This is a genomic window from Armatimonadota bacterium, from assembly GCA_016869025.1.
In the GTDB taxonomy this organism is placed as follows: domain Bacteria; phylum Sysuimicrobiota; class Sysuimicrobiia; order Sysuimicrobiales; family Humicultoraceae; genus VGFA01.
Map to the genome: position 1 here is coordinate 76,172 of VGFA01000005.1, position 20,587 is coordinate 96,758.

At 67.0% G+C, this 20,587-nt stretch carries 17 protein-coding genes and 1 pseudogene; 7 read left to right on the plus strand and 11 right to left on the minus strand.

Translation table 11 applies throughout. The features are described from left to right. Position 1: 1 nt before the first annotated feature. From FJX73_05015 to FJX73_05055, 9 genes are all read right to left on the minus strand, one after another. Positions 2-619 carry a hypothetical protein gene (locus tag FJX73_05015; protein MBM3470138.1) on the minus strand — a complete coding sequence of 206 codons (618 nt, stop codon included), beginning with the start codon at positions 617-619 and terminating at the stop codon, positions 2-4. A gap of 7 nt (positions 620-626) precedes the next feature. Beyond that, positions 627-1,127 (minus strand): NUDIX domain-containing protein, encoded by a 501-nt coding sequence (locus tag FJX73_05020; protein MBM3470139.1) that lies wholly within the window; start codon positions 1,125-1,127, stop codon positions 627-629. Positions 1,128-1,150: 23 nt separating this feature from the next. Next, positions 1,151-2,149, minus strand: coding sequence for a tryptophan--tRNA ligase (gene trpS / locus FJX73_05025; protein MBM3470140.1), 999 nt, complete (start codon positions 2,147-2,149; stop codon positions 1,151-1,153). Further along, entirely contained in the window at positions 2,146-3,003 is an 858-nt protein-coding gene (locus FJX73_05030; protein ID MBM3470141.1) for a prephenate dehydrogenase/arogenate dehydrogenase family protein, read from the minus strand. The genes trpS and FJX73_05030 overlap by 4 nt, the downstream gene beginning before the upstream one ends. Positions 3,004-3,005: 2 nt before the next feature. Then, positions 3,006-4,025 carry a 3-deoxy-7-phosphoheptulonate synthase gene (aroF, locus tag FJX73_05035; GenBank protein ID MBM3470142.1) on the minus strand — a complete coding sequence of 340 codons (1,020 nt, stop codon included), beginning with the start codon at positions 4,023-4,025 and terminating at the stop codon, positions 3,006-3,008. Positions 4,026-4,519: 494 nt separating this feature from the next. Next, on the minus strand, positions 4,520-5,713 hold the full coding sequence (locus FJX73_05040) for an ATP-binding protein (protein ID MBM3470143.1): 1,194 nt from the start codon (positions 5,711-5,713) through the stop codon (positions 4,520-4,522). Positions 5,714-5,858: 145 nt separating this feature from the next. Next, positions 5,859-6,749, minus strand: coding sequence for an ABC transporter permease (locus FJX73_05045; GenBank protein ID MBM3470144.1), 891 nt, complete (start codon positions 6,747-6,749; stop codon positions 5,859-5,861). 2 nt (positions 6,750-6,751) lie between these two features. Then, complete coding sequence (locus tag FJX73_05050) at positions 6,752-7,693, minus strand: ABC transporter permease (protein MBM3470145.1); 942 nt, start codon at positions 7,691-7,693, stop codon at positions 6,752-6,754. Positions 7,694-7,699: 6 nt separating this feature from the next. Continuing rightward, the gene (locus FJX73_05055) at positions 7,700-9,271 is read right to left on the minus strand and encodes an ABC transporter substrate-binding protein (GenBank protein MBM3470146.1); all 1,572 of its coding nucleotides are present in this window, start codon (positions 9,269-9,271) and stop codon (positions 7,700-7,702) included. Positions 9,272-9,379: 108 nt separating this feature from the next. Between FJX73_05055 and FJX73_05060 the strand changes: the two genes are divergently transcribed. The 3 genes from FJX73_05060 to FJX73_05070 all read left to right on the plus strand — a co-directional run bounded on the left by FJX73_05060 (position 9,380) and on the right by FJX73_05070 (position 13,068). After that, the gene (locus tag FJX73_05060; GenBank protein MBM3470147.1) at positions 9,380-11,149 is read left to right on the plus strand and encodes an ABC transporter substrate-binding protein; all 1,770 of its coding nucleotides are present in this window, start codon (positions 9,380-9,382) and stop codon (positions 11,147-11,149) included. Between the two features lie 94 nt (positions 11,150-11,243). Next, a complete protein-coding gene (locus tag FJX73_05065) occupies positions 11,244-12,170 on the plus strand; it encodes an ABC transporter permease (protein MBM3470148.1) in 927 nt (308 codons plus the stop codon). Between the two features lie 4 nt (positions 12,171-12,174). Next, on the plus strand, positions 12,175-13,068 hold the full coding sequence (locus tag FJX73_05070; GenBank protein ID MBM3470149.1) for an ABC transporter permease: 894 nt from the start codon (positions 12,175-12,177) through the stop codon (positions 13,066-13,068). Here FJX73_05070 and FJX73_05075 read toward each other — a convergent pair. Both FJX73_05075 and FJX73_05080 read right to left on the minus strand, forming a co-directional pair. Further along, positions 13,041-14,528: pseudogene (locus tag FJX73_05075) on the minus strand (M81 family metallopeptidase). The gene FJX73_05070 and the pseudogene FJX73_05075 overlap by 28 nt on opposite strands. A gap of 64 nt (positions 14,529-14,592) precedes the next feature. Further along, positions 14,593-15,786 carry an aminopeptidase P family protein gene (locus FJX73_05080; GenBank protein ID MBM3470150.1) on the minus strand — a complete coding sequence of 398 codons (1,194 nt, stop codon included), beginning with the start codon at positions 15,784-15,786 and terminating at the stop codon, positions 14,593-14,595. Positions 15,787-15,960: 174 nt separating this feature from the next. Between FJX73_05080 and FJX73_05085 the strand changes: the two genes are divergently transcribed. The 4 genes from FJX73_05085 to FJX73_05100 all read left to right on the plus strand — a co-directional run bounded on the left by FJX73_05085 (position 15,961) and on the right by FJX73_05100 (position 20,577). Further along, positions 15,961-17,481, plus strand: a complete 1,521-nt coding sequence (locus tag FJX73_05085) for a hypothetical protein (GenBank protein ID MBM3470151.1) — start codon at positions 15,961-15,963, stop codon at positions 17,479-17,481. Between the two features lie 82 nt (positions 17,482-17,563). Beyond that, complete coding sequence (locus tag FJX73_05090; protein MBM3470152.1) at positions 17,564-18,481, plus strand: ABC transporter permease; 918 nt, start codon at positions 17,564-17,566, stop codon at positions 18,479-18,481. Between the two features lie 7 nt (positions 18,482-18,488). Then, positions 18,489-19,346, plus strand: coding sequence for an ABC transporter permease (locus FJX73_05095; GenBank protein MBM3470153.1), 858 nt, complete (start codon positions 18,489-18,491; stop codon positions 19,344-19,346). A gap of 31 nt (positions 19,347-19,377) precedes the next feature. Beyond that, on the plus strand, positions 19,378-20,577 hold the full coding sequence (locus FJX73_05100; protein ID MBM3470154.1) for an aminopeptidase P family protein: 1,200 nt from the start codon (positions 19,378-19,380) through the stop codon (positions 20,575-20,577). Positions 20,578-20,587: the final 10 nt, after the last annotated feature.

The following is a 20,587-nucleotide window of genomic DNA, read 5'->3' on the forward strand; positions in this document are numbered from 1 at the left end:
ACTAATCCTCGAGGATGCCCGCGTCCAGCACGAGCTGCGACCACGTCTCCATCTGGGCGTAGACTGCCCGCACCTCACCGATGCCGGCCAGCCGGCCGGTGAGGCGGTCTGTCTCCCGGATCGCCACGCGGCCCGACGGTACGTCCACGACGTGCACGAGCCCAAAGTGCACCTGACCGACCGCGTTCTCGTCGTCGTTGAGGACGCCGGCCAGCCGGGCAGTCCACGGGCCGTCAACGATCAACTCTTCGTCGAGCTCGCGGCGCAGGCCCGCGGCCACTACGTCGTACTCGCCGCCCATGTCGTCCTCCGCGCCGCCCACGTCGGCGCGCGCGACGTGCCCACCCACGCCCACCGAGTAGAGTCCGTGCAGCCGGCCCTCGCCTCCGGCCTGCGTGCGCCGAAAGAGCATGTAGCGGCCGCTGCTCTGAACCACGAGGTAGGGGATGATCTGCTTGAGCGAGGGATCGCCTTCAACGTCACCGCGGCGCCGGAAGAGACCGAACTGCCGGATGCGCGCCAGGTACTCGTCCAGCCCGACGGAGGAGACACCGCGGAACGGCCCGTTCCAGAAGAGGTCTGCCCGCGGGACTACCAGGATCTGTTCGTCCACGCCCATGCCCGTATCACCTTATGTCCGCGGATTCCAGCGAGCCTGGGTCCGTGGTCGCATAGACGAACTTGGCGATCACTGCCGGTCGGTGCGGCTCCCTGACATAGGGCAGCAGGAGCGGGATGTCGGGGAAGATCGGCAGAGCCGTCAGCCCGTCGGGCGAGACCCACCGCAACGGGCCTTCGTGGGAGGCCGCGACGGCCCGGTTCTCCACGCGCGCGGAGAAAAGGAAGATCGTCCAGTACTCACCTGTGGCGCGCACGACGGCGGTGGCCACACCGCGGAACTCGAGGGGCGGCTCAATGCCCGCTTCCTCCATCAACTCCCGCCGCGCGGCATCGAGAGGGTCTTCGCCGCGGTCTATCTTGCCTCCGATGGCGTTCCAGAAGCCGGCGTCGGGCTCGTGCTGTCGGTGGATCAGGAGCACGTCGTCTCCGTGGAAGACGAAACAGAGCGTCCGCAGATAGACCGCGGTGGGTCCATCACGGTGCGGGCGCGGCGTGAACACTCCCATGGAGGTCGGGCGCGCGGCCTTCCTCAGCGATAGTACGCCAGCTTCATCGCTTCGCGGGCGCGCGCGAGCGTCTCGCCCGCGATCTCGCGCGCCCGCCGGCTGCCATCGGTGACAATCTCCTCGACGTGCCCGGCCCGCGCCGCGAACCCGGCGCGCCTCTCGCGGATCGGGTCGAGAAAGGCATTCAACGCGCGGGCCAGCCGCCTCTTCACCTCAACGTCGCCGACCCGGCCGGCACGATAGCGCTCCTTAAGGTCCTCCACCTCGGCCTGGTCCGCGTTGAACGCCTCGTGGTAGGTGAACACCGGATTGCCCTCGACTGTGCCCGGATCGGTCGGGTGGATACGCTTTGGATCGGTGTACATGCGCATCACGCGCTGCGTCACGGTATCGGCGTCGTCCGAGAGGTAGATAACGTTGCCCAGGGACTTGCTCATCTTGGCCGTGCCGTCGGTACCTGGCAGCGTGCCGACCTCACCGATGAGGGTCTCGGGTTCGGGGAACACCGGCGCGAACAGCTCGTTGAACCGCCGCGCGATCTCGCGGGTGAGCTCCAGGTGCGAGGCCTGGTCCCTGCCCACCGGGACGATCTCGCCGCGCACGCTCAGGATGTCCGCCGCCTGCAGCACCGGATATCCGAGCAGCCCCGCGGAGGGCTGCTTGATGTGAAGATCGCGCATCTGCTCCTTCAGCGTCGGAACCCGCTGCAGCCGCGGCACGGCCACCAGCATCGACAGGATCAACTGCAGCTCAGGAATCTGCGGGACCGCCGATTGAAGGACGATCGTGGATCGCTCTGGATCAATCCCCACACTCAGGTAGTCCAGCACGATCTCGCGGATGTTCTCCTCGATCTCCTCCAGGTGGTCCAGCCGGGTGGTCAGGATGTGGTAGTCCGCTAGCAGGAAGAAGCAGTCGTACTCGTCCTGCAGCCGGACGCGGTTGGCGAGCGTGCCGACGTAGTGTCCCAGGTGGAGTTTCCCTGTGGGACGATCCCCGGTCAGCAGCCGTCCCTTCTTCATCGTCGTCCTCCCATCGTGTCCCGTGCCTCCCCCCCGCCGAGGAGACCTTCTTCCGGCGTCCCGTCCTCGACGCTCCTGCGCAGCCGCGCCAGCTCGGCCTCGTAGCGCGTCAGCGCTCTTAGGATCGCGTCGCGGTTGGCCCGGCAGATCGCGGCCCACATCTCCGCGGGGCTGCGTGCTATCCGCGTCATCTCCTCGTGCGCAGGACCACCGATCGCGCGAGCGTCCGCGGCGACCGTCCGATCAAGCGCCATGCTGACAAGATACGGCAGGTGGCTCACCTGTGCCACCATCTCGTCGTGCGCCACCGGATCGAGTATCACCGGATGCATGCCGAGGCGCATAACGGCCCCCTGCATCGCCGCGACCGCCTCGGGCGCCGTGAGCGCCGTGGGCGTCAGGACGAACGGGCGCCCGTCAAGCAGTTCGGCACTTGCCGAGGCCATCCCCTGTCCCTCGTTCCCTGCCATGGGGTGCCCGCCCACGAACCGAATGCCACCCGCCAGCACCGCATCCACGGCCGCGACGATCGGTGCCTTTACGCTCCCGACGTCAGTGAGCACCGCGCCATGGCGCATCCACCGGGAGGCGGCAATCGCTGTTGCCACCACCCGCTCCAGCGGCGTCGCAACGATGACGAGATCGGCCTCGGCCACACAACCGAGATCAGCGCTGCCGGCATCAATCGCGCCACGATCTGCTGCCAGCTCGAGCGCGCCGGGATCCACGTCTACGCCGAGCACGCGGACCCCGACCGCCCGCAGGCGCAGGGCCAGCGACCCGCCGATCACCCCCAGGCCAACGACGGCCGCGGTGCGGGGAAATGACCCGGGCGTCCCGGCCGGACCGTCCATGCCTAGATCTCCCGTCCCACGGCGTCGGCGATCAGCCGCAGCGATGCCATCAGGCCGGCGAAGTTGTCTAGATTCAGCGACTGCGGTCCGTCGCTGAGCGCGTTGGCAGGATCAGGGTGCACCTCGACCATCAGGCCGTCCGCGCCGGCGGCGACCGCGGCCCGCGCCATAGGCGCGACGTAGCGCCACTTTCCGGTCCCGTGGCTCGGGTCCACGAGGACCGGCAGGTGCGTCAACTGCTTGAGCACGGGGATCGCCGAAAGGTCGAGGGTGTAGCGGGTGTTCCCGTTGAACCCCCGGATGCCGCGCTCGCACAGCACAACCTGGTAGTTCCCTTCGCTGAGGATATACTCGGCGGCCATCAGCAGCTCTTCGATCGTCGCGCTCACGCCGCGCTTGAGCAGCACCGGCAGCCGTGCGCGCCCGGCCTCACGCAGCAGGGTGTAGTTCTGCATGTTCCGCGCGCCGATCTGGATCATATCGGCGTAGCGCACGACGAGCTCGAGCTGCGCGGCGTCCATCGCCTCGGTCACAACAGGCAGGCCGGTGCGCTCGCGGGCCTCGCTGAGCAGGCGCAGCCCCTCCTCCTCCAGCCCCTGGAACGAGTACGGCGAGGTCCTGGGCTTGAACGCGCCTCCCCTAAGGTGCGTGGCGCCCGCCGCCTTGACACCGTCGGCCGCGGCCAGGATCTGCTCGCGGCTCTCCACTGAGCACGGGCCTGCGATCACGGCCACGCGGGCGCCGCCGATCGATTGGTCCCCCGCGATCACGACGGTGTCCTGGGGGATGAACTCACGGCTCACCAGCTTGTAGGGCTGGAGGATCGCCACGACGCGCTCGACGCCCGGGGCCACCTCGAGCGACTCGCGCAGGATCTCCTTGGTGCGGTCGTCGCCGACCACGCCGATCACCGTGCGCGACACGCCGACCGAGATGTGGGTGTTCAGGCCAGCGCCGCGGATCCGCTCGACCACAGCCTGCACCTGGCGCTCGTTTGCGCCTGCCTCCATGACAACGATCATTTCATCGCCTCCGCGATCGCGAATCCCGCCCGGCCACGAACAACCCCCGCTCTAACACAAACACCCCTCGCCCAAAAGGGACGAGAGGCGTTCTCCCGCGGTGCCACCCAGGTTCCGCGCCGCCGGCGGTGTGGATCGAAACCCAACCCTGCATGCGCGGCGGCACGGCACTTGCGCTCCGGTCTCGGTGGAGCGACCGATGAAGCTACTGCGAGCGGGCCGGCTTGGAGCCGAACCCACTCCACGCCTTCGCTTCATGCCTCCCGGGCCCATTCACCGCCCCGCAGTGCCGCGCTTTCACCTGTTCGCGGCTCTCTCCTGAAGATCCCTGGCGGCGCCGCCGGTGCCCGTCTGGGAACCAACGTTAGCGGCTACTCTTCCCGGTCCTCGGCCTATGAGATTGAGAGGGAGTATAGCACGGCTGCCAGGCGCCGGGCAATGCGCGGTAGGTTCTGCGCTCCTGGCCCGCGGCACGTGGTTGCCTCACAGAGCGCTCATCCTCGCACCCAGTGCTCCACGGGCTTGGCGAGGAAGTCCTCGATCGCGATGCCGTCGCCGCCCACGAGGAGCTTCCGGTTCGGGCGAAACGCGACGGAGAAGGCGTCCATGCCTCTGAGCGCGTCGCGGCGCCGCGCGCTCTTCACCTCGATGGCGGTGAGGCTGCGGCCCGCTTCCACCACGAAATCCACCTCCCGGTTACGGTCGCGCCAGTAATGCAGTTGGCAGGCGCCGGAAGCCGCGGCGTTGGCCAGATGCGCGCCGACGGCCGATTCCGTCAGCCGCCCCCAGAACCCGAGATCGGCCCGCGCTTCCTTGAGGGTGAGGCCCGCCTGGGAGGTCATCAGGGCGGTGTTCAGCACCTGCAGCTTCGGGCTCGAGCCGCGCTGCCGCGCCTGATCGCCCGCGAACTTCTGCAGGCCCGTCACCATCCCGGCCCCCGTGAGGAGTTCGAGGTAATGCGCCAGGGTGGTGGTGTTGCCGGCATCCTGAAGCTGGCCCAGCATCTTCTGATAGGAAAGCACCTGTCCGGAGTAGCCACATGCAAGCTCAAACAGGCGCCGCAGGAGCGCCGGCTTATCCACACGGGTGAGCAGCAGCACATCGCGTGAGAGGGTCGTCTCGATGAGCGCGTCCTTGATGTAGCGGGCCCAGCGTCTCGGTTCGGTCGCGAGCGGCGCCGCGCCCGGATACCCGCCGTAGAAGAGGAACTGTTCGAGGGACAGGCCGAACGCCTCGCGCATCTCGGGAAATGACCAGTGCGGAAGGTGCACCACCTCGAAGCGCCCGGCGAGGCTCTCACCGAGTCCGCGCTGAATGAGAAGCGGCGCCGAGCCGAGGAGCACCACCTTGAGCAGGAGGCGTCTCGCCGTGTCTTCGTCCCACAGGCGTTTGACCGTCTCGGACCACGCGGGGATCTTCTGGATCTCGTCCAGGGCGAGTACCGCACCCCGCTTGCCGGCGTCGTGGGCCGCGAGCCGTGCGGCATCCCACTGCTGTTCGATCCAATCGCGCCCGCGCAGGGTCGGCTCGTCGGCGGACGCGTAGGTCACCGCGAACCCGGACGCGTCGAGCACCTGCCGTACGAGCGTGGTCTTGCCCACCTGCCGCGGACCGGCGACGACCTGCAGGAACCGGCGCGGTTCCCGGAGACGCCTGGCAAGCACTGCACCATGTGGTCTCGTGAACATGCGGCCCTCGCGAATTACTCAACGTCCTGAGTAATATTACTCAGTGTCACAGGCCACGGCAAGTACCTCGGCCACGCGCCGGCCGCTTCGGGATTTCGGACGGGGTGGCTGGCGAGGAGCCTGTAGGTGCCTGGCGGAAAGGAGTTCAGGCGGTCCCGCCCCGCAGGAGCCGAGGATCGAATGCGTCCCGCAGGCCGTCGCCAAATAGGTTCAGCCCGATGACCAGAAGCATGATCGCCAGGCCGGGAAAGACGGTGATCCACGGCGCCTGGCCCATGTATACACGGCCGCCGCTGAGGATGGTGCCGAGACTTGGAATGTGCGGCGGCACGCCCGCGCCCAGGAAGCTCAGCAGAGCCTCCCCCAGCACCGCGTAGGCGAAGATGAACGTGCCCTGGACGATCGCCGGTGACATACAGTTGGGCAGCACGTGGCGCGCCATGATCATGGCGTCTGAGAGCCCCAGCGAGCGCGCCGCGGTCACGTACTCGAACTCGCGGACAACCAGGACGCTACCGCGGATGATTCTGGCCATGCGGGGAGAGTAGACAATCCCCAACGCTACCGCCACGTTGACGGCGCTCGGACCCAGGGCCGCCATCAAGGCGATGGCCAGGATCACGGCCGGAAACGCCATCAGCGCGTCCATGAGGCGCATCAGCAGGTTGTCCAGCCGCGGCATGTAGCCGGCGGCCAGGCCTACCGGAAGCCCGATCGCGGTGCTGATGACCACCACGGCGGTGCCGATGGCCAGCGACAGGCGTATGCCGTAGAGCACCCGGCTGAAGACGTCCCGCCCGAAGTCATCGGTACCCAGGGGGTGAACGGCCGAAGGAGGCCTGAGGCGGTCGGCGATCTCCATCCTCTGCGGGTTGGCCGGCGCCAGCATCGGGGCCAGCGCGGCCGTCAGGAACAGCCCGATGAGGATCAGGCCGCCCAGGATCACGATCGGCCGGCGGAGCATCAGGCGCCACCGCAGCCGCCACGGCGAGATCGGCTCGGCGGCGACCCTCGGCGGAGGCGGGATGCGCGGCATCGTCAGTACCGGATCCTGGGGTCAACCGCCGCGTAGACGATGTCCACCAGCAGGTTGATCACAACGTACGCGGCGGCAATGAGGAGCACGATCCCCTGAATCACCGGGTAGTCGCGCCGCAGGACCGAGGTGATCAGCAGTTGCCCGACGCCGGGGATCGTGAAGATGGTTTCCGCAACAACGTTGCCTCCCATCATGACCGAGAAGATGATTCCCACCACGGTGACCACCGCTATGAGGGCGTTGGGAAAGGCGTGGCGGAGCGTGACCCGCTGCGACGACAGCCCTTTGGCCCGTGCCGTCCGCATGTAGTCTTGAGCAACCACGTCCAGCATGGCCGCCCGCGTCATGCGGGCGATCAGCGCGGACTGGACGAACCCCATGGTGAAGGCCGGCAGCACCAGGTATCTCAGGCTCGTCCACAATCCGGAGGCGGGCGAGGCGTAGCCCGCCACCGGGAGAAGCCCCAGATAGACCGAGAAGAGCAGCACCAGGTTGAGAGCCAGCCAGAACTCAGGCACCGACACGCCCAGGAAGGCCACGAGCGTGACCCCCTGGTCCATCAACGAGCCACGCCGCACCGCCGAGATGATACCGGCCGGCACCCCGATGCCCACCGCTATGGAGATCGCCAGGGCGCTGAGAAGTACCGTGGGCAGCAGGTGCTGGCGGATGGTGGTGGTGACAGGCAGGCCGAAGAAGATGGACGTCCCAAGATCGCCGACCAGGACCCTCTGGAACCACCGGAACCACTGGGTGAGCAGCGGGGCATCGAGCCCCAGTTCCTGGCGCAGCCGTGTGACGGCCTCGTCCGGGGCGTCGGGCCCCAGCATTATTACCGCGGGGTCACCGGGCGTGAGGTGAATGAGCAGGAAGACGATGGTCCCGACCAGGATGACGATCGGGACCATCGCCGCGAGGCGGCGTGCCAGGTAGGCCCGCATGGCCTCCTAAGGAGCGATCCACACGTTCCAGAAGAATAGGTCGGGCCGGGTGGCCAGTCCCTGCACTCCAGGCCGCGCGATCGCCAGGTTGAAGAAGTCGCCGAACTTGATGCCCGGTACGTCCTCCCAGTAAAGCCGCTGGACATCCTCCCAGAGACGCTTGCGCGCCGCGGGGTCGGGCTCGCGGATCAGCCGCCCAATCAGGCGGTCCTTCTCCTCGGTCGTCCACCATCCCGGCCAGGTGGGGCTGATGATGACCGGCTGGATCGGCGGGTCCACGCCCGGGCTGAAGATGAACGAGGTGCTGAAGACCTCGTACAGGTCGGGATTGGCCCGGCGCGAAAGCACGGTCGCCCAGTCCAGAACTTGAAGATCCATGTTGAACCCGGCCTCCTCGAGTTGCTGGGAGGCGATCAGCGCCGGCTTGTATGCCCAGTCGAAGGCGGCGCTGGTGATCCACCGCACGGGCTGGCCGCGGTATCCGGCCTCGGCCAGCAGGCGGCGCGCCGTGGCCAGGTCGCGGCGGTTGTAGGGGCCCAGGCCCTCGCGGGAGTACCAGGGGGACTCCTTGAACATCAGGCTGCCGTCCACTCGGAACATGAGCGGGTTGCCGAAAGTGCCTGCCATGACCTTGCTCATGTCCAGGGCCGCCAGGAACGCCTGGCGCATCCGGCGGTCGGTGAACAGCCCCCTGCGCTTGTTGAAAACCGCCATGGGCTGGCCGTAGGGCTTGAGGATCAGGGTGCGAACCTTGGGGTTGTTGCGCAGGTCGCCGTAGGCGTCCGGGGTGATGCTCTCGGCGTAATCGTACTGCCCGGTCATCACGCCGTTGATGCGGGTCTGCACGTCGGGAACGATGACAAACCGCAGCTTGTCGGCGTAGGCCACCTTCTGACCACCGTAGCCGTCGGGGCTCCCTGCGCGCGCCGAGTACCCGTCGAACCGCTCGAGCTCGATCGCCTGGCCGGGCACCCACCGCGTGAACTTGAACGGCCCAGTTCCGATCAGCTCCGAGAGCTCGGTGATCCGCCTCGTGCCGGCGGCGTCGGCCACCGTCTGCTGGTAGATCCCCGCGAGCTGGATCGGCTGCGCCAGCGCGGCGATAAGGATGCCGGACGGCTGCTTGAGCCGCACCACAACAGTACGTGCACCCCTGGCCTCGATCGCCTCGATGTCGTCGCGGAAGAACGGCACCGCGACCACGGCCATCTTCACCCACCGCTGCAACGACGCCACGACGTCGCGTGAGGTCATCTCTCGCCCGTTGTGGAAGCGCACGCCCGACCGCAGCGTAATCGTGTACTCCTTTCCGCCGTCACCGACCTTGTAACCCTCCGCGAGCATTGGGATGATCTGGAAGTTCTTGTCGTAGGTGAAGAGGGGCTCGAACACGTGCCAGGCGACTATCTCGGTCAGGTAGGCCGTGGTGGAGTGGATGTCCAGCGCCGGCGGATCCGCGCTGATGGCCACGGTCAGCGTACCGCCGCGCTGCGGGGCCGGGGGCTGGGCCCAGCCGCTTGCGACGGTCCCGAGCAACCCGGCGAGTGTCAGTGCAAGAACCACTCTCATGCCGCTCATGCTTCAACCTCCTCTGTTCCCTCGGCGAACCTCGGCGCCCGGTGGGCCTGCACACCCGGCGAGCCTCAACGCCAGGCGGACCTCGATGCCTGCTGTGCCTTGGGGTCTATGTTGAGGTTCGGGCCTGCACGCCAGGCCTCCTTTCGCCAGAAAGCCGCAGGAAATCGGCAACTGGCACCGAACTACCAATGTTCAAACGAGTCAGCACGAGTCAGCAGGGGAGGTTCGGGTATGAGCCGCGAACGCGATCTTGACCAGATGCTGCGCGAGCTGAGTCCCTCGACGCGGCGCGAGTTCCTCAAACGGGCAGCCGCGATGGGCATAACCGCGGCCGCCGCCCAGGCGATGATCATCAAGAACCCCACCATCGTGACCGCGGGGCCGAGCGCGAAGCGGGGCGGCACGATCCGCATCCTGAGCCACCAGGAGGTGGCCAGCCTGAGCCCCGACGACATCGGTCCCACGATGCAGTGGAACATCATCACGCAGATCCACAACGCGTTGGTCGAGGTCAACGATAACTTCGTTGTCGAGCGCGTCCTGGCATCGAACTACCTGGCGTCGAAGGATGGCCTGACGTACACCTTCGCCCTGCGCAAGGGCGTGAAGTTCCACGACGGGACCGAGTTCACCGCCGACGACGTGAAGTACACCTACGAGTTCCACATGAACCCGAACAACGCGACGATTCAGGGCGTCCTGTTCAAGGCCGTGGACAAGGTAGAGACCCCGGACAAGTACACGGTCGTGGTCAAGATGAAGGAGCCCAACGCCGCCTTCCTGCGGCAGGCCGCGACGGTCTTCATCGTGCCGGCCCGCTACCACGGCCGCATAGGAGAGAAGGCCTACAAGGCTGCCCCGATCGGCACCGGAGCGTTCCGGCTGAAGGAGTGGCGGCCCGCGGAGTTTACGGTCGTCGAGGCGTTCGACCAACATTTCCGGGGCCGGCCAAACGCAGATTTCTTCAGACAGGACGTGGTGCCGGACCCGTCGGTGCGCGCGATTGCTCTGCGCACCGGCACCTCAGACTCGTCCGCCTGGCCCCTGCTGTCAGAGGACAACCTGCGCTTCGAGGCCGAGGGGGGCTACACAGTGTTCCGCACATCGAGCCTGGCGGTCAATCACTTCCCGCTCAACAACGACCACCCGATTCTCTCGGACAAGCGCGTGCGGCAAGCCATGATGCACGCGATCGACCGCCAGCGCCTGATTGACGACGTCTTCCGCGGCACGGCGATAATCGCGCACTCCATCTTTCCCCCGGCGCTGCAGTACTGGTACGAGAAGGGCGTCAAGCAGTATCCCTACAGCCCCGACCGCGCCAGGACGCTGCTGGAGGAGGCCGGTTGGCGTATGGGCCCGGGCGGCGTGCGCGTAAAGGACGGGACGCGACTATCGTTCACCTGCGCGGTGATCACCGGCGACCGGGCACGGCGTCCTGAGGCCGAGATTGCCCAGCAGGACCTGGCAGGGGTGGGGATGGAGATGCGCATCGTGGAGCGGCCCGTCGCCACGATCCTTTCCCAGCTTCCCAAGGGCGAGATGGACGCCTCGCTGTTCAACTGGACCTACAACGGCGGCGGAGGCGAACCCGACCCGTCGGCCACCCTGGCCGTGGGCGCGGCGCGGAACTTCTCGCGGTTCAAGAACCAGCGGGTCGAGGAGTTGCTGCCCGCTGGGCTGCGTGAGGTAGACCCTGCCAAGCGCAGGAAGATCTACAGCGAGATCCAGAAGATCGTCGCGGAAGAGGTCCCGTTCCTCCACATCATGTACTGGGACTGGTTCATCATATTCGGCAAGCGGATCAAGGGGCTGCCCGCCTCGACGCAGTCCGGATCCACCCTCATCCGCGACGCCTACAAGTGGTGGATCGAGTAGGCCAGCCAGTGCTCAAGCATCAACTCACCCCCGGGGGGTACGGCGGAAGGCGCCGGCCCCCTGGGCCTCAAGTCTGGGCCGCGGGCTGCACCAGATGCTGAGATACCTGGCCTCGCGCCTGATGCAGGGCTCCGTCGTCATCCTCTTGGTCAGCATCGGGACGTTCTCCATGATGCACCTGATCCCAGGGGATCCGGTGGACCTGATGGTAGGCGAGGCCCAAGTCACCCAGGAACAGCTCGACATGATCCGCAAGAAGTGGGGGTTCGACCGGCCGATCCACGAGCAGTATCTTGCCTGGATCACCAACATGGCTCGGGGTGACTTTGGGCAGTCGGTCGTACGCACGGGCGTCCCAGTGCGCAACATGATAAGCGAAGCCGCCGTCGTCACCGCCAAGCTCAACCTGCTGGCGTTCTTCATCTCCATAGCACTCGCCATCCCGTTGGGGATCGTGGCGGCCGTCAGGCGCTACTCCGGGTTTGACTACGCCATCATGGTCTCCTCAACGCTCGGCCTTGCCCTGCCCAACTTCTGGATAGGCCTGATGCTGATCGTCCTGTTCTCGCTGCTGCTGGGCTGGCTGCCGCCGTTCGGGCTGCCGTCGTGGCAGGGATATGTCATGCCCGTGGCGGTGATCGTGGCGAACCAGACGGCGCTGCTGGCACGGATGATGCGCGCCTCGACCATTGAGGGCATCGGAGAGGACTACGTCCGCACGGCGCGCGCCAAGGGCCTTTCGGAAGGAATAGTGGTCTCCAGGCACGTGGTGCGCAACGCCCTGCTTCCGGTCGTCACCGTGATCGGCTACCGCATCGCCTTCCTCCTGAGCGGCACGATCGTGATCGAGAACGTGTTCGCGCTCCCAGGGCTCGGCCAGTTGTTCATCGAGTCGGTGAACCGCGTGGACTACCAGGTCGTCCAGGCAATCGTCTTTGTGCTCAGCGTGCTGGTGGTGCTTGGGAACCTGCTTACCGATCTGGTCTATGGATACATTGACCCGCGGATTCGTATCGGGTGACCCGATGATCCAACGAGAGGCCGCGATCCCAGAACCCCATCGGAGATCGGAGTTCGCGCGCGCCTGGCGCCGGTTCAGGCGCTACCGCCCCGGGCTGTTTGGGCTGTGCTTCATCCTGGCGCTGGTGGTCATGGCGACGATCCCGGACCTGCTCTCGCCCCACTCGCACACCTACGTCTTCCGTGGAATGCGCGGCGCGCCACCCTCGTGGTCACACCCGCTGGGATTCGATCACATAGGCCGCGACATGCTGAGCCGAACGATCTGGGGCTCGCGCGTGGCCCTCATCGTCGGGTTGCTCGCGACCGGGATCTCGGTCGTGGTCGGGGTAACGGTCGGCGCCGCCTCCGGCTACCTTGGCGGAAGGGTGGACGCGGCGCTGTCGCGCCTCGTGGACACACTGATGGCCTTCCCGATCCTGGTGCTGCTCATCACGCTGTCGGCCGTCCTTGGCCCGAGCCTGGTCACGGTCGTGGTTATCATCGGGGTCACCGGCTGGGCGCAGTACGCCCGGGTGGTGCGCGCCGACGTGCTGAGTTTGCGGGAGCGCGAGTACACCCTGGCGGCACGCGCCGCCGGCGCCGGCGATGCCCGGATCATCTTCCGGCACATCCTGCCCAACGTCATGGGCCCTGTGATCGTGCTGGCGAGTCTGGGCATCGGCGGCATCATCATCCTGGAGTCGGCGCTCTCGTTTCTGGGGCTGGGCGTGCAGCCACCGACCGCCTCGTGGGGAGGCATGCTCTCCGACGGCCGGGCCTTCATCCTCATCTACCCGCAGATCGCCATCGCGCCGGGCGTGATGATCTCGCTGACGGTGCTGGCCTTCAACCTGCTGGGCGACGGGCTACGCGACGCGCTCGACCCTCGTCAGAAGGACGTCTCGCTGGACCGGTAGACCGCGTCGCGATCGAGCGGAAAGATCGGCCGGCGCACGTGTTGAAACGCGAAGTGCGCCAGGTTCGACGAGCACAACCCCGGCGGGTCGGTGGTGATGATGTGCGCGGCCAGCTCCTCGTAGCCGGCCCGGAAGTGCGCGCTGGACTTCAGGCCCACGATCCGGCAGTTCCGCACGTCTATACCGTGGAGGAGGAACGGCCCGGGGTCGAGCACCTGGCCGCGCCGGCTGGAGACGATAACGTCCAGTCCGCCGCAGGCCAGGCGGGCTGTCTTTCCATAGTCCGCCTGCACCCCGCGCGCCAGCGCAGATAGCGTGAACTTCCCATCGGCCAGACTCTTCACGTAGACCTCCAGGTCGAGCGGGTCGCCGTGCAGCCGGTCGTGCTTGCCGCCCAGGCGCACCTGAAGCGTGGCGCCGACGCCGGCCCGGTGCGCTGCCTCGGCGACCCCGGGATCGTAGAGCATCCCGAACGCGCTCTCGGTGAGGCCGGCTTCGACCATTGCTCGCAGCAGATGTGTGCCGTCTCCCGGCGCCCCGCCGCCGGGGTTGTCGCTGGTCTCGTTGATCACCACCGGAGTGCGCTCCCCGGCGGCCGCCACCGCCTCGGCCACCGCCTCGGCGGGCAGGGGATAGCGCCGAACGAACCCCTCGCGGCTGGCCCACACCTCCTGCGCGACCGCCCGGGCCGCCCTGCGGGCCAGCGCCGGATCGTGCTCGGCCACTGCTACGACGCTGACGCCTGCCTCCGGGATATCGCTGTAGGGAAAGCCGTGCATGAGCGCGCAGGCGATCATTCCGGGCTCTCCCTCCCAGCGGTGGCACAGCGCATTGATGGACCGCACGGGCTCCAGGCCCGACGGCGCAGGGACGGCCAGCAGCGGCAGCGCCTCGACGGCCGTGGCAGGATGGATCTGCCCGCGCAGGGCCCGCACCAGGAACTCCATCGCCTCCTGCCCGCGCTCGTACATGTCGGTGTGAGGATACTCGTGCACGCTGAACAGGCCCGTGGCCAACTCCGCCATCCTGGGCGTGGTGTTACCGTGGAGGTCCAGGGTGACCGCGATGGGCATCTGGGGACCCACGACCTCCCGGACCGCGGCCAGCACCGCGCTCTCCAGGTCGGAGATCCCGTCAGCCACACCGGCGCCGTGCAGCGCGAGGCAGACGCCGTCCAGCGGCATCGCATGCCGGATGCCGCTCAGCAACTCTGCGAGCATCGCCTCGTAGGCCTCGCGGGTAATGGTACCCCATGGCTCGGTGCTGGCCGCGAAGGTCGAGATCGCTACGACGCCCAGCCGTTCTGCGGCTTCCCGCATCCCGCACAGGAAGGTGCGGGTGCCGCGGAAGCGCTGTGTGATCTCCTCGCCGTGGGCCCACAGGCGCTTCTGGAACATCTCTAAGGTTGTGGGAGGGCAGAACGTGTTCGTCTCGTGGCTGATCTCTCCGATGGCTATGCGATACACTGCCGGGCCTCCTCTACGGGCGTCCGGGTCATCCCGGTCCGCATCATCCCGGTCCGCGTCATCCCGGAATCGTCAGCGACTCCAGATCCCGCGGATAGTACGTCAGCATCTCGAATCCGCTCTCCGTCACAACCAAGGTGTCGGAGTGGCGGAACCCGGCGAACCCCGGCACATAGATCCCGGGCTCTACTGTGAAGACCATGCCCGGCCGCATCTCGGTAGCGTCGCCGACGTCAAGGAAGGGCGCCTCGTGGATGCTGATCCCCATCGCATGGCCGACGTGGTGGCGCCAGTACTGCATAAGGTCGTGCTTCTCGAAGAACGCGCGCACCGCCCGGTCCACCTCGGCGCACGGCCGGCCAGGCCGGATCGCATCAAACGCGGTCTCCTGCGCGCCCAGCATAAGGGAGAAGAACCTCCGGTGTTCGTCGGTCACCGGGGAAACGATCATGGTGCGTTCCAGCTCGCTGTAGTAGCCCCCCACCGCCGACGACGCGCCGGTCACCAGCACGTCCCCGGCGTGTATGCGCGCGTTGGTGGTCATGGCGTGGGCGATCGCCGACTGCTTCCCGACCTGCCCTCGGTAGCCGGCGCGCGCGCCGGGGAACGTCCAGCTCAACGGCCGGTACTCCGGGCCCAACGCCCTGACCATCGCGACCGTGGCGTCGTACGAGGCGCGGTGGCTGACCTCGCCCTCGATCACCCCGCTCCGCGTGTACTCCTGCAGCAGGGCGTGGGCCAGGTTTCCCCAGCGCGCGCTCTCGCGGATCAGGGCCAGCTCCTCCTCCGACTTCACCATCATCATCTCTTCTATGAGATCCCGCATGAGGCTCACCGGCACGCCCGGCAGGACCTCGCTGAGCCGCGGCCCCCTGTAGCCCATGATGCCCGGGTACCCATCGCCATCCGCTCCCAATTGCCCCCGGGCCAGCCCCAGGCTGCCCAGCAGATCAGCCAGATGCAGCATCGGATGGGTCTCGCCTGGATACTCCGGGTAGGTTACCACTCGATCCACAACCGCGTGGGCAGCCGCGTGCTCTTCCTCAAGGCGGGGGATGAACAGCACCGTTGCGTCGTCGCCTGCCACGATCAGCGCAATAGGCCTCTCCGTGGCTATGAAGGCAAATCCGGTCAGATAGAAGACCTGGGTGGGACTGAACAGAACCAGGGCGTCGGCACCTCGCCGCCGGGCCTCGGCGCGGGCGAGTCCGGCGCGGCGCAGGTGTTCCTCGCGGCTGATGAACAGTCGCATCTGGTCCCTCCTTCTGTATGGGCCGCCTCTGTACGGGCCACCCCTGCATGCGGCTGCGGAGTTGTGTTCTGGCATCGCGGGCAGGATTCCTGGGAGGCGCACGCGGCAAGGCCCTCTGCTATAATCCTGGCAAGCAAAGGACAGGCGAGTCATGCTCCGGAAGGGGGATACGGTATGCGCGGAACCGCCCTTGCTCTGCTGATCGCACTGCTCCTAGGCATGGTGGGTAATGCACCGGCACCTACCGCGGCCCAGGATCGCCCGCTGGTGGTTGCGCTGGGCGCTGAGCCCCGCAGCCTGATGGCCATGCGCATCGTGGACTGGACGACCAACGTCCAGCAGATGAACATCTACGACCGGCTCTACTACTGGGACGGCTTCCCGCCCCGCATCAAGCCCTCCCTGGCCGCGGAACTTCCGCAGACCCCGGACGACCTCACCTGGATCATCAAGCTGCGGCCGGGAGTCAAGTTCCACAACGGCGAGCCGTTTGGGGCGGAAGCGGTGAAGTTCACGTTCGAATGGCTGCTCGATCCCAGGAACGAGTCTCACTACCGGCCCCGCTTCGCGTTCATCGAGTCGATGGAAGTCCTGGACCCGCTGACGCTGAAGATCCGCACCAAGGAGCCGGCGCCGATCCTGCGCTACTGGCTGGTGGACTTCACCGTCATGGCGCCGGGTTATGTGCGCTCGGTGGGCAGCGTCGAGGCTTCGCGGAACCCCATCGGCGCCGGGCCCTACAAGTTCGTGCGCTGGGACCGCGATGAACGGCTTGTGCTGGAGGCCAATCCCGGATACTGGAACAAGCCGCCGGCGATCAAGCGCGTGGAGTTCAGGTTTATCCCCGATTTCAGCGCGCGCCTGGCATCCCTGCTGGCCGGGGAGTCCGACATCGTCAAGGACGTGCCGCCGGTCGCGGTGGAACAGGTCAACCGCAGCGGCCTGGCCGAGGTCAGGGGCGTGGCGTCGTCGCGCATCAACTACCTTGCCCTGGTCAACTTCAAGCCCGGCCCGCTGCAGGACCGCCGCGTGCGCCAGGCGCTGAACTACGCGGTGAACGTGGATGAGATCGTTACCAACCTGTTCAAGGGGCGGGCCACGCGCATCCCCGGCGCGCTATCGTCCATCAACGAGAACGTGAACCCCAACCTCAAGCCCTACCCGTTCGACCCGGAGCGGGCGGTCCAGCTCATCAAGGAAGCCGGCTACGATCCCACCAAGCTGGAGTTTACCCTCGACTCACCGTCCGGGCGCTACCCGCTGGACAAGGAGGCCTCCGAGGCGATCGCTTCTTACCTGGGCCGCATCGGCATCAGGGTGCGGATCGTGGTGAACGAGTGGGGCACCCACCTCGACAAGATCATCAACCGCCGCACCGGCGAGATGTTCTACCTTGGGTGGGGCCCGGCGCTGGAGGCTCAGGGCACGATCGCCGAGCTGTTCCGGCCCGAGCGGACGTACAGCGGATTCGGGACGTCGAACCTGACGCTCGAGATCAACAAGGCCATCCCGATCGTGGACCTCAAGAAGCGGCAGGCGGCCTGGCACCGGATCCAGGTGATGCTCTACACCGAGGCGCCCTGGGTCTTCCTGTGGCAGCAGCACGACCTCTACGGGGTGAACAAGCGCGTGACGTGGGGACCTCACCCTGCTGAGAAGATATTCCTGCACGACGCATCGTGGGCAAAGCGGTAGGCCGGGAATCCCGGCGGCCCAGCCGGTCAGGAGATAGGGCGGGCCCGTCGGCCTGACGGGCTCGCCCGCCAGCGGATTTCGCATGCTTCAGTTTGTTGCCCGCCGTCTTCTGGAGGCCCTGGTGGTGGTGTTCCTGGCCCTCACCGTGGTCTTCGCCCTCCAGTTCCTCGCCGGCGATCCGGTCAAGCTCTTCCTGCCGACGGACACAACACAGAAGGAGATCGAGGAGTTCCGCGAGCGACTGGGGTTCAACGATCCCTGGCTGGTGCAGTACGTGCGGTTTCTCCGGGGCGCGCTGCGCGGTGACTTCGGCAACTCGCTCCGGCAGCATGAACCCGCGCTGGTCCTGGTGCTGCACCGGTTCCCGGCCACGCTCTCGCTCTCCGGCGTGGCGATGCTGCTCGCCCTGGTCATAGCAATCCCGGTTGGCGTCATCTCGGCCGCGCGGCGCAACTCGTGGTTCGATCACCTGGGAATCGGCTCCACGGTGCTGGGTCAGGCCATTCCCGGATTCTGGTTGGGACTGATGCTGATCTACGTCTTCTCGGTCTGGCTGCGCGTGCTGCCGACCGGCGGGCGGGGAACGTGGCTGCACTTCATCATGCCGTCGGTAACCCTGGCGGCGTTCGTGGCGGCCCGGTTCGCGCGTCTGACGCGCTCGATGATGCTGGACGTCCTGGGCCAGGACTACATCCGCACCGCACGCGCCAAGGGGCTGGCACCACCGCGCGTCCTCTACAAGCACGCGCTCAAGAACGCATCCCTGCCCATCGTCACGCTGCTGGCGCTCCAGCTCGGCCAGTTGCTGGGGGGCGCGGTCATCACCGAGACGATCTTCGCCTGGCCCGGGGTGGGGAGGTTCCTGGTGCAGGCGCTGCTGAACCGCGACTTCCCTGTCGTGCTCGTCGGCGTCTTCCTCACAGCGGTCCTGTACTCGGCGCTGAACCTGGTGGCCGACATGGCCTATGCCTGGCTCAACCCAAGGATCCGGTATGAGTAATGCCGCCGTGACCATGGCACCGGCGCTGACGGAGCCCCGACGCGCACGCAGGCGGATGCCCCTGAACCGCTCCGGCGCACTTGGGTTGATCGTCGTCGCGCTGGTGGTAGGAGTAGCGGTGCTGGCTCCATTGATCACGCCCTACGGCCCCGCGGACAGCGACCTGGTCAAGACGCTGCAGCCGCCGTCGCGCGCCCACTGGATGGGCACCGATCAGCTCGGAAGAGACCTGTTCACGCGCATCCTCTACGGCGCGCGGGTCTCGCTGACGATCGGACTGGTCACTGTCGGCGTCTCAGGAGTCCTCGGGCTCGTCGTCGGCCTCATCTCGGGCTACCTAGGCGGGTTGACCGACGTAGTCCTCATGCGGCTGGTGGACGTGCAGCTTTCCTTTCCATTCATACTCCTGGCGTTAGTAGTAAACGCCATCCTGGGCATCGGATTGCAGAACATCATCCTGACGCTGATCATCACTGGGTGGGTCGTCTATGCGCGCCTGGTCCGGGGTGAGGTGCTGGCGCTCAAGACCCTCGACTACGTGGAGGCGGCGCGGGCGCTGGGCGCGCAGCAGATGCGGATCGTCCTCCGCCACCTGCTTCCCAACCTATGGACCCCGGTCATCATCCTGTCGTCGCTTCAGGTTGCTCAGTTCATCGTGGCCGAGGCGGCGATCAGCTTCCTCGGGTTCGGCGTGCAGCCGCCCATGGCGTCATGGGGCAACATGCTCAACGAAGGTAAGACGTATATATACAATGCATGGTGGATGACCACGTTCCCGGGCGTGGCGCTGGTGCTGACCGCGCTGGGTGTAAACCTGGTTGGCGACTGGCTCCGGGACACGTTGGATCCCAGACTGGGTCCGTAGGATCACGCGAGAACACAAAGGAGGCAACGCGATGCCGTTCGTACCGGCGGAGGTGTTCGCAGACCGCCAGCGCAGGGTGCGCGAGTTCCTGGCCGAGGGTGACTACAGGGCGCTGCTCGTCACCGATCCCGACCACTTCTACATGCTGACCGGCTTCCACCTGGACGTGGCGCCCTGGGAGCGGTCGGTGGCCGCGGTGATCCCCGCCGAGGGCGGGCCGTTTCTGGTCATGAACGAGCTCTCCACACATCACCTGCTGATGGCCCGCGAGCGCGGTAGCCTGCACGTCTCCAACTACGCTCTCTACGTCGAGCATCCGCGCGCCGTGAACCGAACCTACACACGCGACCGCTGGCTCCAGTTGCTGGCCGCGAAGCTGCGGGAGTGGGGAGGGTTCAGGCGCGGCCGGCTGGCCGCGGACCGTATCTCGGCGTTCCGGGGGCTGCGCGCGCAACTCCCCGGGTTGTCCGAGTTCGGAAGCGCCTCGCGGTTCCTGGTCGAGATGCGCCAGGTCAAGTATCCCCAGGAGCTGGAGATAATGCGCCTGGGCGCGGCGCTGACCGACTGGGGGCAGGACCGGTACATGGAGACCGTCCGGCCGGGGATGCTGGTGACGGAACTCGACCTGGAAATCGCCCGGCGCACCTCCGTCGAGGGCGCAGCGCGGTTTCCGCAAGACCGGCTTGAGGTGCGCGTCTGGTCGCTCTCGGGCGCGGCCTCGGCGTCGCCGCACGGCACCGGCGCCGACTGCGGGGCACGCTTCGAGAAGGGCGACGGGGTTGTCAACATCATAATAGTGCGCTTGAGCGGGCTGGTCGTGGAGAACGAACGCACGTTGTTCCTGGGCGAGCCGCGCAGCGACATCCAGCGGCGCGCCTACACCGCGGCCACCGAGGCCAACCAGGCCGCGATCGAGAAGTTCGTCGCCGGCACCCCAGTCGCAGAGGCGGACGCCGCGGCCCAGCGCGTAATCGAGCAGCGCGGCTTCGGCGACCACATCATGCACCGGACCGGCCACGGCATGGGCATCGCCGGGCACGAGTTCCCCGAAGACATGGCGTTCAACTACCGGCCTCTTGTCGAGAACGAGGTCTACTCGTGCGAGCCCGGGGTCTACATCTACGGGGTGGGCGGGTTCAGACAGGACGACACGGTCGTGGTGGGCAGGGAGCAGCCCGAGGTTATCACGAAGCGGAGCAAGCGGCTGGAGGACCAGGTCGTTCAAGTCTAGAAGGAGAGAC

Bases quoted from the DNA above. Each gene is read 5' to 3' on its own strand.
- FJX73_05085 (MBM3470151.1), top strand. From the start codon at position 15,961: ATGCGCGGAACCGCCCTTGCTCTGCTGATCGCACTGCTCCTAGGCATG.
- FJX73_05015 (MBM3470138.1), bottom strand. From the start codon at position 619: ATGGGCGTGGACGAACAGATCCTGGTAGTCCCGCGGGCAGACCTCTTC.
- trpS (MBM3470140.1), bottom strand. From the start codon at position 2,149: ATGAAGAAGGGACGGCTGCTGACCGGGGATCGTCCCACAGGGAAACTC.
- FJX73_05065 (MBM3470148.1), top strand. From the start codon at position 11,244: ATGCTGAGATACCTGGCCTCGCGCCTGATGCAGGGCTCCGTCGTCATC.
- FJX73_05100 (MBM3470154.1), top strand. From the start codon at position 19,378: ATGCCGTTCGTACCGGCGGAGGTGTTCGCAGACCGCCAGCGCAGGGTG.
- FJX73_05020 (MBM3470139.1), bottom strand. From the start codon at position 1,127: ATGGGAGTGTTCACGCCGCGCCCGCACCGTGATGGACCCACCGCGGTC.
- FJX73_05045 (MBM3470144.1), bottom strand. From the start codon at position 6,749: ATGCCGCGCATCCCGCCTCCGCCGAGGGTCGCCGCCGAGCCGATCTCG.
- FJX73_05090 (MBM3470152.1), top strand. From the start codon at position 17,564: ATGCTTCAGTTTGTTGCCCGCCGTCTTCTGGAGGCCCTGGTGGTGGTG.
- FJX73_05060 (MBM3470147.1), top strand. From the start codon at position 9,380: ATGTTGAGGTTCGGGCCTGCACGCCAGGCCTCCTTTCGCCAGAAAGCC.
- FJX73_05055 (MBM3470146.1), bottom strand. From the start codon at position 9,271: ATGAGCGGCATGAGAGTGGTTCTTGCACTGACACTCGCCGGGTTGCTC.
- FJX73_05040 (MBM3470143.1), bottom strand. From the start codon at position 5,713: ATGTTCACGAGACCACATGGTGCAGTGCTTGCCAGGCGTCTCCGGGAA.
- FJX73_05070 (MBM3470149.1), top strand. From the start codon at position 12,175: ATGATCCAACGAGAGGCCGCGATCCCAGAACCCCATCGGAGATCGGAG.
- FJX73_05080 (MBM3470150.1), bottom strand. From the start codon at position 15,786: ATGCGACTGTTCATCAGCCGCGAGGAACACCTGCGCCGCGCCGGACTC.
- aroF (MBM3470142.1), bottom strand. From the start codon at position 4,025: ATGATCGTTGTCATGGAGGCAGGCGCAAACGAGCGCCAGGTGCAGGCT.
- FJX73_05030 (MBM3470141.1), bottom strand. From the start codon at position 3,003: ATGGACGGTCCGGCCGGGACGCCCGGGTCATTTCCCCGCACCGCGGCC.
- FJX73_05050 (MBM3470145.1), bottom strand. From the start codon at position 7,693: ATGCGGGCCTACCTGGCACGCCGCCTCGCGGCGATGGTCCCGATCGTC.